This window comes from Stenotrophomonas rhizophila, assembly GCF_007667275.1.
In the GTDB taxonomy this organism is placed as follows: domain Bacteria; phylum Pseudomonadota; class Gammaproteobacteria; order Xanthomonadales; family Xanthomonadaceae; genus Stenotrophomonas; species Stenotrophomonas maltophilia_AE.
In genome coordinates this window covers 338,461-351,569 of record NZ_VDQT01000004.1, presented here as the reverse complement: position 1 = coordinate 351,569, position 13,109 = coordinate 338,461, and the positions used below count along the sequence as shown (strand labels likewise).

The 13,109-nt window shown below is 60.9% G+C and carries 16 protein-coding genes; 5 read left to right on the top strand and 11 right to left on the bottom strand.

What is annotated here, in order from left to right; genetic code table 11:
* Positions 1-787 precede the first annotated feature (787 nt).
* The 4 genes from FSZ13_RS14605 to FSZ13_RS14585 form a co-directional block, all read right to left on the bottom strand.
* On the bottom strand, positions 788-1,099 hold the full coding sequence (locus FSZ13_RS14605; protein ID WP_145480922.1) for a hypothetical protein: 312 nt from the start codon (positions 1,097-1,099) through the stop codon (positions 788-790).
* Positions 1,100-1,157: 58 nt separating this feature from the next.
* The gene (locus tag FSZ13_RS14600; protein ID WP_145480919.1) at positions 1,158-1,487 is read right to left on the bottom strand and encodes a hypothetical protein; all 330 of its coding nucleotides are present in this window, start codon (positions 1,485-1,487) and stop codon (positions 1,158-1,160) included.
* Between the two features lie 502 nt (positions 1,488-1,989).
* Positions 1,990-2,331 carry a low molecular weight protein tyrosine phosphatase family protein gene (locus tag FSZ13_RS14595; RefSeq protein ID WP_145480917.1) on the bottom strand — a complete coding sequence of 114 codons (342 nt, stop codon included), beginning with the start codon at positions 2,329-2,331 and terminating at the stop codon, positions 1,990-1,992.
* A gap of 772 nt (positions 2,332-3,103) precedes the next feature.
* On the bottom strand, positions 3,104-3,691 hold the full coding sequence (locus tag FSZ13_RS14585) for a hypothetical protein (RefSeq protein ID WP_145480913.1): 588 nt from the start codon (positions 3,689-3,691) through the stop codon (positions 3,104-3,106).
* A 177-nt stretch (positions 3,692-3,868) separates the two neighbouring features.
* Between FSZ13_RS14585 and FSZ13_RS14580 the strand changes: the two genes are divergently transcribed.
* Positions 3,869-4,876: an alpha/beta hydrolase gene (locus tag FSZ13_RS14580; RefSeq protein WP_145480911.1), complete on the top strand. Its 1,008-nt coding sequence runs from the start codon at positions 3,869-3,871 to the stop codon at positions 4,874-4,876.
* A gap of 110 nt (positions 4,877-4,986) precedes the next feature.
* On the opposite strand, the gene FSZ13_RS14575 is transcribed toward FSZ13_RS14580, so the two are convergent.
* Positions 4,987-5,526 carry an NMCC_0638 family (lipo)protein gene (locus tag FSZ13_RS14575; protein WP_145480909.1) on the bottom strand — a complete coding sequence of 180 codons (540 nt, stop codon included), beginning with the start codon at positions 5,524-5,526 and terminating at the stop codon, positions 4,987-4,989.
* 308 nt (positions 5,527-5,834) lie between these two features.
* On the opposite strand from FSZ13_RS14575, the gene FSZ13_RS14570 reads away from it, so the two are divergent.
* Entirely contained in the window at positions 5,835-6,335 is a 501-nt protein-coding gene (locus FSZ13_RS14570; protein WP_095362538.1) for a carboxymuconolactone decarboxylase family protein, read from the top strand.
* Complete coding sequence (locus FSZ13_RS18775) at positions 6,332-6,616, top strand: cupin domain-containing protein (RefSeq protein WP_260844193.1); 285 nt, start codon at positions 6,332-6,334, stop codon at positions 6,614-6,616. The genes FSZ13_RS14570 and FSZ13_RS18775 overlap by 4 nt, the downstream gene beginning before the upstream one ends.
* A gap of 217 nt (positions 6,617-6,833) precedes the next feature.
* Here FSZ13_RS18775 and FSZ13_RS14560 read toward each other — a convergent pair whose 3' ends face one another.
* The 6 genes from FSZ13_RS14560 to FSZ13_RS14535 all read right to left on the bottom strand — a co-directional run bounded on the left by FSZ13_RS14560 (position 6,834) and on the right by FSZ13_RS14535 (position 11,225).
* Positions 6,834-7,211, bottom strand: coding sequence for a putative quinol monooxygenase (locus FSZ13_RS14560; protein WP_186308956.1), 378 nt, complete (start codon positions 7,209-7,211; stop codon positions 6,834-6,836).
* 49 nt (positions 7,212-7,260) lie between these two features.
* Positions 7,261-7,929, bottom strand: a complete 669-nt coding sequence (locus FSZ13_RS14555) for a carboxymuconolactone decarboxylase family protein (protein ID WP_145480907.1) — start codon at positions 7,927-7,929, stop codon at positions 7,261-7,263.
* 97 nt (positions 7,930-8,026) lie between these two features.
* On the bottom strand, positions 8,027-8,215 hold the full coding sequence (locus FSZ13_RS18645) for a hypothetical protein (protein ID WP_222116621.1): 189 nt from the start codon (positions 8,213-8,215) through the stop codon (positions 8,027-8,029).
* 1 nt (position 8,216) lies between these two features.
* The gene (locus FSZ13_RS14545; protein ID WP_145480905.1) at positions 8,217-8,657 is read right to left on the bottom strand and encodes a (R)-mandelonitrile lyase; all 441 of its coding nucleotides are present in this window, start codon (positions 8,655-8,657) and stop codon (positions 8,217-8,219) included.
* 304 nt (positions 8,658-8,961) lie between these two features.
* Complete coding sequence (locus FSZ13_RS14540) at positions 8,962-10,170, bottom strand: MFS transporter (RefSeq protein WP_145480903.1); 1,209 nt, start codon at positions 10,168-10,170, stop codon at positions 8,962-8,964.
* Positions 10,167-11,225 carry an alpha/beta hydrolase gene (locus tag FSZ13_RS14535; RefSeq protein ID WP_145480901.1) on the bottom strand — a complete coding sequence of 353 codons (1,059 nt, stop codon included), beginning with the start codon at positions 11,223-11,225 and terminating at the stop codon, positions 10,167-10,169. The genes FSZ13_RS14540 and FSZ13_RS14535 overlap by 4 nt, the downstream gene beginning before the upstream one ends.
* A 111-nt stretch (positions 11,226-11,336) precedes the next feature.
* Between FSZ13_RS14535 and FSZ13_RS14530 the strand changes: the two genes are divergently transcribed.
* Positions 11,337-12,236, top strand: a complete 900-nt coding sequence (locus FSZ13_RS14530; RefSeq protein ID WP_095362534.1) for a LysR family transcriptional regulator — start codon at positions 11,337-11,339, stop codon at positions 12,234-12,236.
* A gap of 452 nt (positions 12,237-12,688) precedes the next feature.
* A complete protein-coding gene (locus tag FSZ13_RS14525; RefSeq protein WP_186308955.1) occupies positions 12,689-13,012 on the top strand; it encodes a SymE family type I addiction module toxin in 324 nt (107 codons plus the stop codon).
* Positions 13,013-13,109 lie beyond the last annotated feature (97 nt).

Genomic DNA, 13,109 nt, shown 5'->3' with positions numbered 1-13,109 from the left:
TTCCTCCGCGACCCGCTTGGCCGATTCTGGCCAACAAGCTCCATGGCCCCCACGCAGCCCCAGCAATCTCCGCCGCAATCGGCAGATAGCAGATCGGCAGAGACGTCAAGCTTTCGACCGCAGATGTTGCACAGCGCGCTGACCATCGACACATTCCTCATCAGAGAACCGAGCTACCAGAGAGACTCACGTCCGCTATCGGCCGGCAGCAGTCGTCCATTTGCGTCAGGTGCAGTTCCCTTCGCATTGCAAATACTTCATGGCTCGTGCCCGCATTACCCCATACGTTCTGAACTGCCTCCAGGACTCCGATGACGGCAAACTCCTGCACCCAAGGCGCTCAACAGCCAACGCGAGTATCGGAGACGAAGATGAATCTCCGGCCCGATATCGCTCCAGCAGGTTGAGTGGCAACTCGCCGCCGCGGAGCTACCACACAGACATCCAATCGCTCTCGTCCAGGTATGAATTGAATGCATCGATCGACTCCGGAGCCACGTCAAAAGTGATTCGATAACCGCCCTTTGGATGCACCTCTATGATCTTCACACGCTCTACGCCAGGTGCGGTACTGAGCACCTGAAGTAGTTCTCTGCGCTCCGCGTCGCCGTGTTGAGTCGATGTATGGCGTCGCATCAATCGATGGTACTGCTTCATGTCACTTCTCAGCCCGGTCACTTCTGCATTGTGTCCAAGGTGGACATCTCGAATCCAGCCCTCAACAGGACCGGCTAAGGTTAGCTTCCTTCAGTTGGCCAGCGCGCTGGGCGATCACTCTGCTATACCGCTACCTGTGCTCCAACCGTGCCAGCCACGACTGATAGCATTCAGCATCCAAGACCCTACCCTTGGCGTTCAAAAAATCTGTCTCAAACCGCATCGCGACTTCGTATGCAACTTCTCGCGCGCTCTCAACCTCGACGTGCGCGCTCCTGACTTCTGTCCAGATATCTATTGCAGCGAACAGCTCATAGCACCAGTCAGCGATGGCTTGGTCAGTGAACCTCGCCTCCTCTCCGTCTCTTCCCTCGCGCAGGAGCTCGACTAGGCTGTGCACGGACAGCGGGAAGTCAGACAGGGTAATTTCGGTGGCGGCCATATTTCCTTCAATTGTCCGATTAGGTTCAAACGAGAACGTTGGCGCTTGGCGCGCTCGCCTACGGGTTCCAGATGGCGAAGCTTCCGTCGGAGTTCACGCCGCAGAGGGCGAGCTGTCCCCGCCAGTCAACGAGGATCAGACCTTCCGCCGAATGCAGCACCGCAAATGCTTTGGAGAGTTGAATATCGTCGCCGTACAGCAGTGCGCCGAGCGCCGTAATGCCGCGATCATCTGCAAGCCCGTACGGCAGCAGGTCCGGTGACGGCATGATCGAGAATCCCCCTCCCACTTGGCCAAGCGGTCGAGACGTGGTGGTCAAGATCGGGGCGTTGGTCGGCGCAGCACCAAACAACTTGGCGACCCTTTTAATTGCGTCGGCGCCTTCCACTACAACGGCCCGGGACAGCTCGCGTGAGAACAGCTCCGACCATCCATGTTGGAGTCGATGGGCGAGCTCAAACGACTTGTATCGTGCAAGCGTGGCCTAGATCGCGGCGAAGGCATCCCGGGGCAGGAACTCGATCTGGCACCACTCGTCCTCGTGTAACTGCGGCGCACCTTCGAACGAGGCCTGTGTCGGCATCGCGAAGACCAATGCGTCAGCCGCAACCGTGGGCATGCTGTAAGCGATCGAGGCCAGGTCGACCCTCGTAGGCTCCCGCTGCTCTTCGATCCAAGCGATGACTTCAGTCGATCCAGCCAACCCATGTCCATCCCCCATTGAAGCGCTTGAGATTAGCCGATCTCCGCCGCCGCATCCATTGGGCGCAGCGGGGCGAATGGGCTGTGACTTTAGTTCTTTTTAGGCCTTGGTCAGCCCTCCCGAATCCGAATACCGGCCGGTGCGACGCCCCACCCACGCAGGATGGCAGCTCGGCGCGGCGAACGGGTCACTCGGCCTGGCAGTCCATCACCAGGAGTGACATCACCTTGGCATCGATCAGCTCCACCAGCCGAGGATCCATGTAGCGGTAGTCATCGGCAATATCGAGGCAGTGCAGCCGCTTGTACGCAAGCAGTCGCGGAAAGCCGGCCTGCAGACGATGCAGGTGTTTGGCTTCCATGACAAAAATGACATCGGCCCAGCGGATGTCCGCTGGGCCGATCGGTCTACGGGCGTGCGGGCTCGTGCCCGCCGAGCGAGCGCTGAAGCCCGCACGGTGTTGCCAGACGGCCTCACCGGTTGGACTGCGCAGCTGGTTGCGGCTGCATACGAACAGCAGATTGGTCATTGTTGTTCCAACAACTGCCGGGTGCTGCGAACCGGATAGGCGATGCCCAGCTGCCGCGCGCGGACAAGCTTGCACCCACGCGTATACAACAGCTTCCAGTTCTTCTCGGGCTTGAACTTTGTCGAGTGCACCGCTCGATCCCCGCCACAGTTGCGGGCCTGCGTACGCCTCCAGGCGCGGTTCCTTTCCATTTCCATGATCCTTCTCTCGTAAGTACCGGGTTCAGCAGCCGCGGTAGTACGAGTTGGCGGATCATATCCCAAGAGCGCCTCCGTGGTACAGGCGGTTCAGGAACTATGCTTCCACTTGGAGCGACCATCAATCTGGCAGTTGAACCACAAAACCTTCGATAGCGCGAATGGAGAAACCAAAGAATGGCTGCGTGCACGATTGCGAAAGGAATGTATAGGTCCCAGTACAGTGTCAGACCTATGCCCACGCCTGGTATCAGGTAGATCGCAAACAGCGTCGGCCACTTACCGTTGTGCCCTTCGGCCATTGACTCGCCGTGCTCGAGGGTCGACCCAGAGATGAACCACGCGGCGACAATTGGGGGCGATGCATAGGGCCCACAAGGGGACGTGATATCGCCCACCGAGCTGGTCGCTTAAGAAGTAGTTGGCAGAAATGTCAAGAAACAGCACTTGAGTAATCAGGAACATCGCAATGAAGATCGACCCGCCCACGCGCCGAGGTCCAGCCTCGAATTCCTCGAGCAGCTCCAGATTGCTCGCGACCAGGAAGGCATATGAGTAAGGGGATCGCAGAAGCCTCACCACACCTTGTACCAAGGCTTTGACGCGGGTGGCTTGACGACCTCTTCAAGACGAGGCGGCACGGTCTTGCTTCCTTCCACGAATCCGAAGGCGGCCACATTGAAGCCGACCTCCCCGCCAATGGATGCACTGCATTCCTTGACGATGAAGGCCGTTGCCAAGGCGGCAGCCTCTGCGGCCTGCTGCAGCGAGAGAGAATGCCGTGCCGCGACAGCCAGTGCCTCCGCCTGCAATAGCGACAGGGACTCCAGGGTGGTCAGGTTGGGCTCTGTCCCACGGTGCTCCGTTGCCCCACGGAGCTTGGTTGGGTCGAGCGAAACCTGGTTCTCAGCAAGGAACGCACCCAGCAGACTGATCAAGGCAGGCCCTTTCTCATTCGCTTCGTTGGATAGCAGTGCCGTTCCGGGTTCTGACGATCCGAGATCGAAGCCGAATGATCGCAAGAGCAGGCTGCCTGAAATACGCGCAGCACTGGCAATCGCAGTTTCCGGATGGATCGCCCTTCCCGAGCCCAGCCGACCTGCAATGAGGTCAACAAAGTCCCCAGCCGCTTGATTCTGCTTTTCCGTGATCAGCAAAGACACTCCCCTCAGAGTCCTGATTAACTGTTAAACCGATCGGCAGGCCGATTTATAAAGCTTATCCTGGCGGGCCACAAGCCAGACCAGCGCCAGATGGCGTGCTGGCCAAGGCTGGCGCCAAGGCAAGTTACTTCGTACTGGCGCAGTAAGATCAGAGCTCGCTCTCACGGAACACGCTGGATGAAATGGACCACCGCCCTGGGCTGGCTCTTCGCCTTGATCGCCTGCGCCCCCTGCCAGGCTGCTCGCACCGGTGCGGAGCCGCTGATCGACCCGCAAGATCGCGCTTGGCATCCCCAGGCACCCGCCATCGAGCAATCGCTGTGGCCGGACTCCTTGGCTATCACGCCGCCCGCCACGACCGGTGCCGAACGCTTCGGCCGCAGTCGGGGGACCATTGCCGGCCAGCCGGTCACCATGGTCCAGCTGGTCTCCCGGCCCAGCATGACGATCTACAGGCCTTCCGTGGCCAATGCCGGCGCGGCAGTCGTGGTCTTTCCTGGCGGCGGCTACCGCGTGCTGGCCATCGACCTGGAGGGTACCGAGGTCTGCGACTGGCTCGTCGCGCAGGGCATCACCTGCGTACTGCTGAAGTATCGCGTACCCGGCTCCGGCCCGTATTGGGCTGACGAATGCAATTGCCGGCGCATCCCCGAGGTACCAATGGCACTGCAGGATGCGCAGCGGGCCATCGCGCTGTTGCGGGCCCAGGCCCACGAACTGGACGTAGATCCGCATCGAGTGGGCGTCATCGGGTTCTCTGCCGGTGGGCGCATGGTGGCGGACGTCAGCAATGCCCCGGCCCGGAGTTACGACGCCGTAGATGCAGCCGACCAGCAGCCCACGCGGCCGGACTTTGCCTTGGCGCTGTATCCGGGGCATCTGTGGGACAAGGGCAAGCCGGGCCTAGCGCTGGATGCGGGAGTGCAAATTGCGAAGGACTGTCCGCCGACCTTCATCCTGCAGGCAGGCGATGACCCCACCGATGATGTTCGTCACTCCATGACGTACTACCTGGCACTGCAGCAGGCTGGGATTCCCGCTGAGCTGCACCTTTACCCGCATGGCGGCCACGCCTTCGGCTTACGCGTAACGAACACACCGCTGGCGAACTGGCCGTCGCTGGCGCGCACGTGGCTGGGCGCTATCGGCGTACTGTCTGATGGGTCGAAACTGCCAGCAGAGTGAGCACCTTTGGGTTCAATCCTTCCAGAGATGGAATCAATACCCGCGCACCACGCACATGCACCATGGTGCCACCATACGCGTGAGTGAACCGATCAGCATCGAGCTGATGGCTACTTGGCCCTCTTGACCCGCGACATGGAGGCCATGGTCTGCGCCGTCACCTCCTCACTCGATGATGTTGTCAGCACGAACAGAAGCTCTTCCTTGTCTGCGGGAGGTGCCCACGAGCGGGCGACGGTTCTGGCAAGATCATTGTTTGGCCCCAGCCCAGCAGTGTCCGGCGCCTGGGCGACCAACAGCGCTGGCGCCGTCCCAACCAGTTTCAGGAATCCCGACTGGATCTGCTCCGGGTTTCCGCGCTGTGCGAACACCGAGCAAACGGAATTGTTGCTGAGTGAAATGACATATCGCGTGCTTGGAGCAACAAGGATCCAGGCGGTTCCTTCTTTACCGCCGAGGAACAACCCAGCCTGGTCTGGCGGCAGAACCTTCAATCCGTGGCTTTTCATCTGGTCACGCAGCGTGTCCTGCGCGTAGTAGTACTTCATGCAGGTAGTGGCGAACAACGCGTTGAAATCGTCTGGAAGCGGGTTCACTGCCGCAAAGGCCGGTGCGGCGGTTGTTGCCATCAGAAGTAGAAGGCTGCGCATACAACTCCCAGGGGTCTTACTGCCGTTGAAGGGAAGCCGGAACCGCATTGTGACTTACAGCCGCACCCCGAACCAGATCACGGCTTCTGCCTCGCAACAACGAGGCTGCGAGGCCAGGATCTGGATACCGGTCCGCCTGGTTACTCCGTGGAAGATAGAAGCTCCAGCGCACAGTGGTGTGACGCTTCCATTGTTGCGATGGAGTAAACAGCGAAGTTACCCGCAGGCGTCTACCGGGAGGGGGTGGCTGGGCATACCGTGGCACCGCGCTGCAGCCCCCCCCGCGACCCTTCCCAGGACCCAAGATCATGACCCAACGTCTCGACTACCAGCAGCAGTCCCCCGAGCTGACCAAGAAGCTCATGGAACTCAGCATGGCTGAAGCAAAGAGCTCCATCGAAGCGTCCATCCGCCATCTCGTGCATATCCGCGCCTCGCAGCTCAACGGCTGCGCGTTCTGCGTCGATATGCACGTCAAGCAGGCCACCATCCACGGTGAAAGCGCACTGCGGCTTCACCACGTGGCGATCTGGCGTGAATCCAACCTGTTCTCGCCGCGCGAGCGTGCGAGCCTGGCGTGGACCGAGGCGCTGACCTGCATTCCGAGCCAGGGCGTGCCGACCGAGCTGTATGAGCGCGTTCGGGGTCAGCTCGCTGAGAACGAGATCTCCGATCTCACCTTCGTGATCGCGGGCATCAACGCCTGGAACCGCATCAACGTGGCTTTCCTCGCCGTGCCCGGCTCCTTCGACAAGGCATGGGGATTGGACAAGGCTGGCCTGTCCGTCGCACCGGCGGTGGCGCAGTGAACGCGCGCGCGATGTGGGCGGCAATCACTCTCTCCATGGGCTTCTGCCTGCTTTCCGGCGCCTCCTTCGCGCACGGGGGCGCGCCTGCAACCGATGCGCCGCACGCGGTTGTTGCCGAGGTGGCATCGCAGGCGCTGCAGGACTACCCGGGCAAAGAGATCACGCTCATCACCGTGGACTACCCGCCGGGTGCGGTTGACCCCGTGCATCGCCATGATGCGCATGCCATCGTGTACGTGCTCGATGGCACCATCATCATGGGTGTGAGGGGAAAACCCTGAGCAGACCATCAAGGCCGGCGAGACGTTCTATGAAGGCCCGAACGATGTCCACACCGTGGGCCGCAATGCCAGCCAGACTAAGCCCGCCAGGTTTGTGGTCTTCCTTCTGAAAGACAAAGAGACGCCGCTGCTTATTCCGGCGGAGTAGTCCAGCGCACGTACCGCATGCACATAGGGCCTGCGGTACGCAGCCCCTCGGGACGCTTCCAGGTTCACGCTACTTGATCTTCAGCTCCGGCAGAAGGGGATCGACGTCGACCAGCTCCAACGATTTGACCATGTGCAGCGTCCCGTTCTTGTATTTGAGGAAATGCGGACTCTTCACGTGCTGTTCGTATGCCTGCCGACTCGCATATATTTCAAGAATCGTCAGTCTGGTCGGGTCGTCTTGGTCGAAGACGGCGTACAAGGACAGCACGCCTGGCTCGAGCTCCATTGAGGCGCGAACCTCTTCAGCCAGGGCGTCTCGATAGGCGGGCAAATGATCCGCGTTTACGGTGATCTTTGACAGCCTGGTCATTTGTAACTCCTCAGCTCCAGCACTGGAGGAGCATGCAGCCATGCCGATCAAGGTTCCGATCAGTATCCTTTTCAATCAGCCCTCCAACGTGCGCGTGAAACCCGGCGCATAGCTTTCCTGAAGATCATTCCTGCCGAGCCTCGAGCTGGCGTTGAATACCAACGCGGACACGTTCGGCAGCGTCCAAGCTGGAGTGGGCTTCGAGAACATCGGCAAGGCTGGACAGCTGCTCAGGGCGCACGCCTATCTTCATGCTGATTCCTATGTGAGACTGCAACTGGGGTTCCACCCCGGACATGGCAGCCAGCATGCTGACCGTGGCCAGCTCGCGACTCTGCCAATCAAGGTTGTCGCGCTCGAAGATGTCGCCAAAGAGATGCGTACGCAGAAACTCATTTGCTTGCGGTGCGAAATCGAACAATGGCCCTGAGACTGGACCACCCACCAGCTTGGTCTGGTTGGCGGTGCCTGCAGCGAGCAACGCGTCGCCCTTGGGAATCGGCTTGCCGGGCTCGCGGCCGGCTTCATCCTGGATGCCACTCTGCCTGCGTGCCTCCGCCACCTTCATCAGTTCGCTCAACGCGTTCAGGCTCCGCGGAAAGCCCGCATAGGCGTAAACCTGCACGAGTATCTCTCGCACTTCGGCCAGACTCAGTCCCGCGTCCAAGCCTTGATTCAGCGCGCCCCGAAGGCTATCCATGTTGCCGGCCGCTGCTGAGGCGCTGATCGGAATAATGGCTTGCTGGCGAGTGTCCAGTTCGGTGGTGGAACCCGTGTTTGATTTGACGTTCATAGCTGCTCCTTCGTGTGCGAAAGCCATCTGTCCCGGACCGGAGGCAAGCATCGCCGCACCCATCAGACAGACGAGACGACTGGACCGCCATTTCCAATCAATCGCCGTGGTACTGGGCATCGGTCACTTTCTCCAACCAGTTCACGTTCTGACCATCGCGCACGCCGGTTACGGCGAGATGGGTCATCGTCGTACCGGGCGCCGCGGCTTCAGCCTCATGGGGAAGGCCAAGCAGCGCCCAGACAGAGAGGGCCAAGAGCCCGCGAACCGCGGATCGAACCAACATGTCAGCCGCCTCCGTCGGAGCGGGCCGGTGCGTCAGCAGCGGGAGGTCCGGCCAGGTACTGCTCTTCGCTCACATGCTCCAGCCAGTCAACGTTCCTGCCATCCAACGCCTCCTGGACCGCGATATGAGTCATGGCGGTGGTGGGCGATGCACCGTGCCAGTGTTTGTGACCCGGCGGGCACCAGATCACGTCACCCGCCCGGATCTCCACGATCGGACCGCCTTCGCACTGTGTCCAACCGAAGCCGGCAGTAACGATAAGCGTCTGCCCCAACGGATGGGTGTGCCAAGCAGTGCGCGCACCCGGCTCGAAGGTGACCGCGGCGCAGGATACCCTCGATGGCGCAGAGGCGGCATTGAGCGGATCGATGCGGACCATGCCCGTAAACCAGTCCGTCGATCCTTTGATGGACGCTTGGGTGCCAAGGCGTTTGATTTCCATGTAGCTCACCTCTTTGTGGTGTGTTGGGTATGCAACCAACGGCTAGTCGCACTCAATCCGAACCGCGAGCGGGCCTTCCGTGCGAAGGACCTGCAGTCGTCCTTCTATTCGACCCAGTCGAATCAGACCGACAGCATCTGATCGTTGATGATCAGTCGAATCTTCATGGAATGAACCTCCGGGTGTGACTCTACCTTCCAGGCTGAAATGGCGTGATGAGTGGACTCGGCAGAGCATGCCGCTACTGCCCCGAACGCAAGCAGGAGGCAAAGCAGTGCTCCTGTGATCGACGTAACGCGCCTCATCAGCCCCGGGGTTCCACAGCGACCACCGACCCCGACGTGGACGCCCGGTCGTACGACGTGGCATAAGCGAGCAGCGCGGCGCACAGCAACAGGCCAGCACTGGCCAGGAACGTGCTGGCAAAGCCGAGACTGTCAAACAACAGTCCGCCCACGGTCGAGCCGAGTGCGATGGAGCACTGCACCACCGCCACCATCAGCCCGCCACCGGCCTCTGCGTTGTCAGTGAAAGTGCGGGCCAGCCAGCTCCACCAGCCCACCGGCGCGGCCGTTGCCAGCAGGCCCCATGCCGAGAGCAGCGCGGCGGTCGGCCAAAGCTGGGGCCCCAGTGCAACCAAGGCCACGGCAATGAGCGCCATCAAGGCCGGAATGGTCACAAGCGTTCGGTAAAGCCCACGCCTGAGGAATGCGCCAATGACGAGCGTGCCCACGAAGCCGCTTACGCCGATGGCCAGCAGCACCAGTGGTACAGCAGACGTTCCCGCACTGGTCACCCGCTCCAGGAACGGCCGCACGTATGTGAACAAGGCAAATTGCCCCATGAAGAAGGCACCGCAGGCAAGCATGCCAAGTGCCACCACACGCCGCTGGAACAGCGCGACCAGCCCGCTTTGTGACTGCCCGCTCTCCGCGGGCATGGAGGGCAGACAAACCCACTGCCATGCGAGGGCTATTGCAGCCACCGGCAGAAGGCACAAGAAAGCGCCGCGCCATCCGATCATGCCGCCCAGGTAGCTGCCCAATGGCGCCGCAACTACCGTTGCAAGCGCGTTGCCGCTGTTGAATATCGCCAAGGCGCGCGGAACCTTCGCAGCCGGAACCAGCCGCATTGCCGTTGCGGCAGAGAGCGACCAGAACCCACCGATCACCACGCCAATCAGTGCACGCCCCATCATGTAGGCCGGATAGTTCGGAGCCAGGGCCACCACCACACCGGACACTGCCATCAATGCGGTGAGGATCAGCAGCAACGTTCGTCGGTTCATGTTGCCCGCCAACCGGGAGATCGACAGGCTGGTCAGCACCGCAAAGGCTCCCGAAATGGCAATGCCGTACCCGGCAAGCCCCTCGGTCACGCCCAGATCTGCCGCCAAGGGAGTAAGCAGGCTCACCGGCATGAATTCCGAGGCTATCAACGCGAAGACGCATAGCGTCATCGCGAGCACGCCCCCCCAGTTTGAGCGATCTGCGATTGCGTGTGTGCGGCTCATTTCCCGGCCAGGCCGCGCTGGAAGAACGTCGTCAGTTTCTCGAAGGGAATCAGGTTGGCACGGTCATACAGGTCCACGTGACCCGCACCCTCCACCCAGTAGAGTTCCTTCGGTTGGCCGGCCCTTTGGTATGCGTCTTCGCTGAACTCGCGGGAATGCGCCGCGTCGCCAGAAATGAACAGCATCGGCCGGGGCGAAATGGTCTCGATGTCATTGAAGGGATAGAAGTTCATGAATTTGACCAGGCTGCTGAAGAGCGGCTGCGTGGTCAGCTCTGCAGTATCTGCCTTTGGCGTGTAGGCGCCGCGCGGCGTACGGTAGAAATCGAAGAACTCGCGTTGAATGGCAGGGGTGTCAGCATCGAGTTTGTTCACTGTGCCTGGCACGTACACAGCCGCCCCGCCCTTGAACTCGGCCAAGCGCTGGTCGGTTGCCGACTGGATCACCGTCTTGCGCTGTTCCAGCGATTGCCCGTTGTTCAGCCCCTCCCGTGCCGCCGCACCCATGTCGTACATGCTCACCGTGGCGATGGCCTTGATGCGCGGGTCGATCTTGGCGGCGCTGATCACAAAGCTGCCGCTGCCACAGATACCCAGGCCGCCAATCCGATCCGGGTCCACATAGGGCTGCGTACTCAGGAAATCAACGGCCGCACTGATGTCGTCTGAATAGATTTCCGGCGCCACCAGGTGCCGCGGGGTGCCGCCGCTCTCTCCCCAGAAGGAAAGATCGATTGCCAGCGTAATGAAGCCCTGCTCGGCCAGCTTCTGCGCGTAGAGCTGCGAGCTCTGCTCCTTCACCGCGCCCATCGGGTGGCCAACCACCACGGCGGGAGCGCGGCTGCCGCGAGGCAAGCCCTGAGGGCGGTACAGCGTGCCCACCACTTCCATCTGGTACTGGTTGTGGAAGCTGACGCGCTCACCAGTGACAGTGGGGCTGCGGTAGAAGTTGTCTGCCCCGGCGGGACGGGCTGCCCCGGGCGTATCTGCAGCCATGGCGGGAAGCGGAAGTACGTAGCTGGCAAGCAGCGCCAGCAGCAACGTGGTCGGTTTCATGCGAGTGCGGCCTCGGTTGGGGGACTGAGGTCGCCACGATAGGCTCCGCCCGCTACCGTGATAAGCCGGCTGAAAGTTGATGCATTGTTGAGTTGAGCTCACAATTGGTCCATGAGCGCCGTGAAGACCAATGATCTGCAAGCCTTTCTAGTGGTGGCCCAAGAGCAGAGCTTCACCAAGGCCGCCATTCGCCTTGGGGTAACGCCCTCTGCGCTGAGCCATTCGATGCGGCTGTTGGAAGAGCGCCTGGGCATTCGCCTGCTGGCCCGCACCACGCGCAACGTTTCCCCCACTGAAGCCGGCGAGCGCCTTATGCGCTCCATCGCACCGCACTTCGAGGCTATCGGCGCCAGCGTGGAAGCGCTGGGTGACCTGCGCGACCGGCCGGCGGGAACGCTACGGATCTCCTGCACGGATGATTCGATGGAGACCATCATCCGACCACGGCTTGCCGGGTTCCTGGCCGAGTACCCGGATATCACGCTTGAGTTCTACGTGGATTACGGCTTTACCAACGTGGTGGAGCAGCGCTTCGACGCCGGCATCCGGCTCGGGGAAGCGCTGAGCAAGGACATGATCGCTGTCAGGGTCGGACCGGATTGGCGGCTGGTGGTGGTTGGATCTCCCGGCTACTTCCAGAAACATCCCAAGCCCAGAAAGCCCGCCGACATCACCCGACACCGATGCGTGCACATCCGGCATCGCCCAAACGGTGCCATTTATGCCTGGGAGTTCGAAGAGAAGGGCAAGGAGTTCACGGTACGCGGCGATGGCCCGCTGGTCTTCAACAGCATGACCCACGTCATCAATGCCGCACTGGACGGACTGGGCTTGGCCTACGCCCCGGAACCGATGGTAGCCGAGCACATCGCGCAGGGCAGGTTGGTGGCTGTGCTGGACAAGTGGTGCGTCCCCTTCCCCGGCTACCATCTTTACTACCCTAACCGCCGGCAGCCCTCACCTGCTTTTTCTGCGCTGGTCGCTTGGTTGAAGAGGGATGAGTATGCGTAGAAAGGCAGCGGCTGTGTATGTGGGTCGCGCCTGCACTGCGTAGCAATGTTCAGCGCACCCCGGGTTGCTTACGACTCCTGTTCTGGTGCGGTGAGGCCAGTGAACAGGAGCGCTTGGCACGAGAGTATGCCACTGATTCTGGGACGTTCGTTCCAGCAATTACCAGCTGACGCCAGAATTTCGGCTCACTTGCGTCACACCATTGACCAAGTAAATCGAACATGCCGGTATGCTGGGTAAGCATCAACTTCTCTTTATTTGAGCAGCTGTGCATCGTCTGGATTCGGGGCTTGATATCCCCTTGTTAGACCCATGAAAGCATGAAGTTCTGCGTCGGGAGGGTGGCGAATACAACACCCCCTTGGGAAATAAGTCACGCCGATGGTCTAACGGATATCAACCTCCCGACTCCCTTGTCGCCGACAAGGGAGTACTTCCGATGGAGTAGACGCATGCGCAGTTCAAAGATGGATTCATGCAACGATCCCAGCCAGCAGGTTGGCATCGGCTGGTATCAGCCCAAGAGCCTACGCATTTCCGCCCTTCGGCACCCTGCCGGCAACATCCTGCCGCCGGGTCTGTCCATTCCCTACCTGTCGCTTTGCGGGGTATGGATGGAGCGGTTGGGGTTCAAGACGGGTCATCGTGTGTTTGTAGAGGTCACACCCGGGCGCGTCACGTTGACGCTGGATGAGACGCCGGTGCCATTGCCGTATCGATATCGCAAGCACGAGCCGAAGAAGGAGCGCTCACGCAAGGAGCGTTCGGAACAGTAGGAAGTGACGGAATCCGGGTAGAGCCGGGCTCGGCCGGCTGCTGCTTCTACGCCCTGAGCACACATCGCCGCGCTTTAAAAAAAACCCCCTTGCGGGG

What these genes read in the sequence shown, in the direction of transcription:
- FSZ13_RS14605 (WP_145480922.1), bottom strand. Translation starts at nt 1,099, where the DNA reads ATGGCCGCCACCGAAATTACCCTGTCTGACTTCCCGCTGTCCGTGCAC.
- FSZ13_RS14595 (WP_145480917.1), bottom strand. Translation starts at nt 2,331, where the DNA reads ATGACCAATCTGCTGTTCGTATGCAGCCGCAACCAGCTGCGCAGTCCA.
- FSZ13_RS14580 (WP_145480911.1), top strand. Translation starts at nt 3,869, where the DNA reads ATGAAATGGACCACCGCCCTGGGCTGGCTCTTCGCCTTGATCGCCTGC.
- FSZ13_RS14575 (WP_145480909.1), bottom strand. Translation starts at nt 5,526, where the DNA reads ATGCGCAGCCTTCTACTTCTGATGGCAACAACCGCCGCACCGGCCTTT.
- FSZ13_RS14570 (WP_095362538.1), top strand. Translation starts at nt 5,835, where the DNA reads ATGACCCAACGTCTCGACTACCAGCAGCAGTCCCCCGAGCTGACCAAG.
- FSZ13_RS14555 (WP_145480907.1), bottom strand. Translation starts at nt 7,929, where the DNA reads ATGAACGTCAAATCAAACACGGGTTCCACCACCGAACTGGACACTCGC.
- FSZ13_RS18645 (WP_222116621.1), bottom strand. Translation starts at nt 8,215, where the DNA reads ATGTTGGTTCGATCCGCGGTTCGCGGGCTCTTGGCCCTCTCTGTCTGG.
- FSZ13_RS14545 (WP_145480905.1), bottom strand. Translation starts at nt 8,657, where the DNA reads ATGGAAATCAAACGCCTTGGCACCCAAGCGTCCATCAAAGGATCGACG.
- FSZ13_RS14540 (WP_145480903.1), bottom strand. Translation starts at nt 10,170, where the DNA reads ATGAGCCGCACACACGCAATCGCAGATCGCTCAAACTGGGGGGGCGTG.
- FSZ13_RS14535 (WP_145480901.1), bottom strand. Translation starts at nt 11,225, where the DNA reads ATGAAACCGACCACGTTGCTGCTGGCGCTGCTTGCCAGCTACGTACTT.
- FSZ13_RS14530 (WP_095362534.1), top strand. Translation starts at nt 11,337, where the DNA reads ATGAGCGCCGTGAAGACCAATGATCTGCAAGCCTTTCTAGTGGTGGCC.
- FSZ13_RS14525 (WP_186308955.1), top strand. Translation starts at nt 12,689, where the DNA reads ATGCGCAGTTCAAAGATGGATTCATGCAACGATCCCAGCCAGCAGGTT.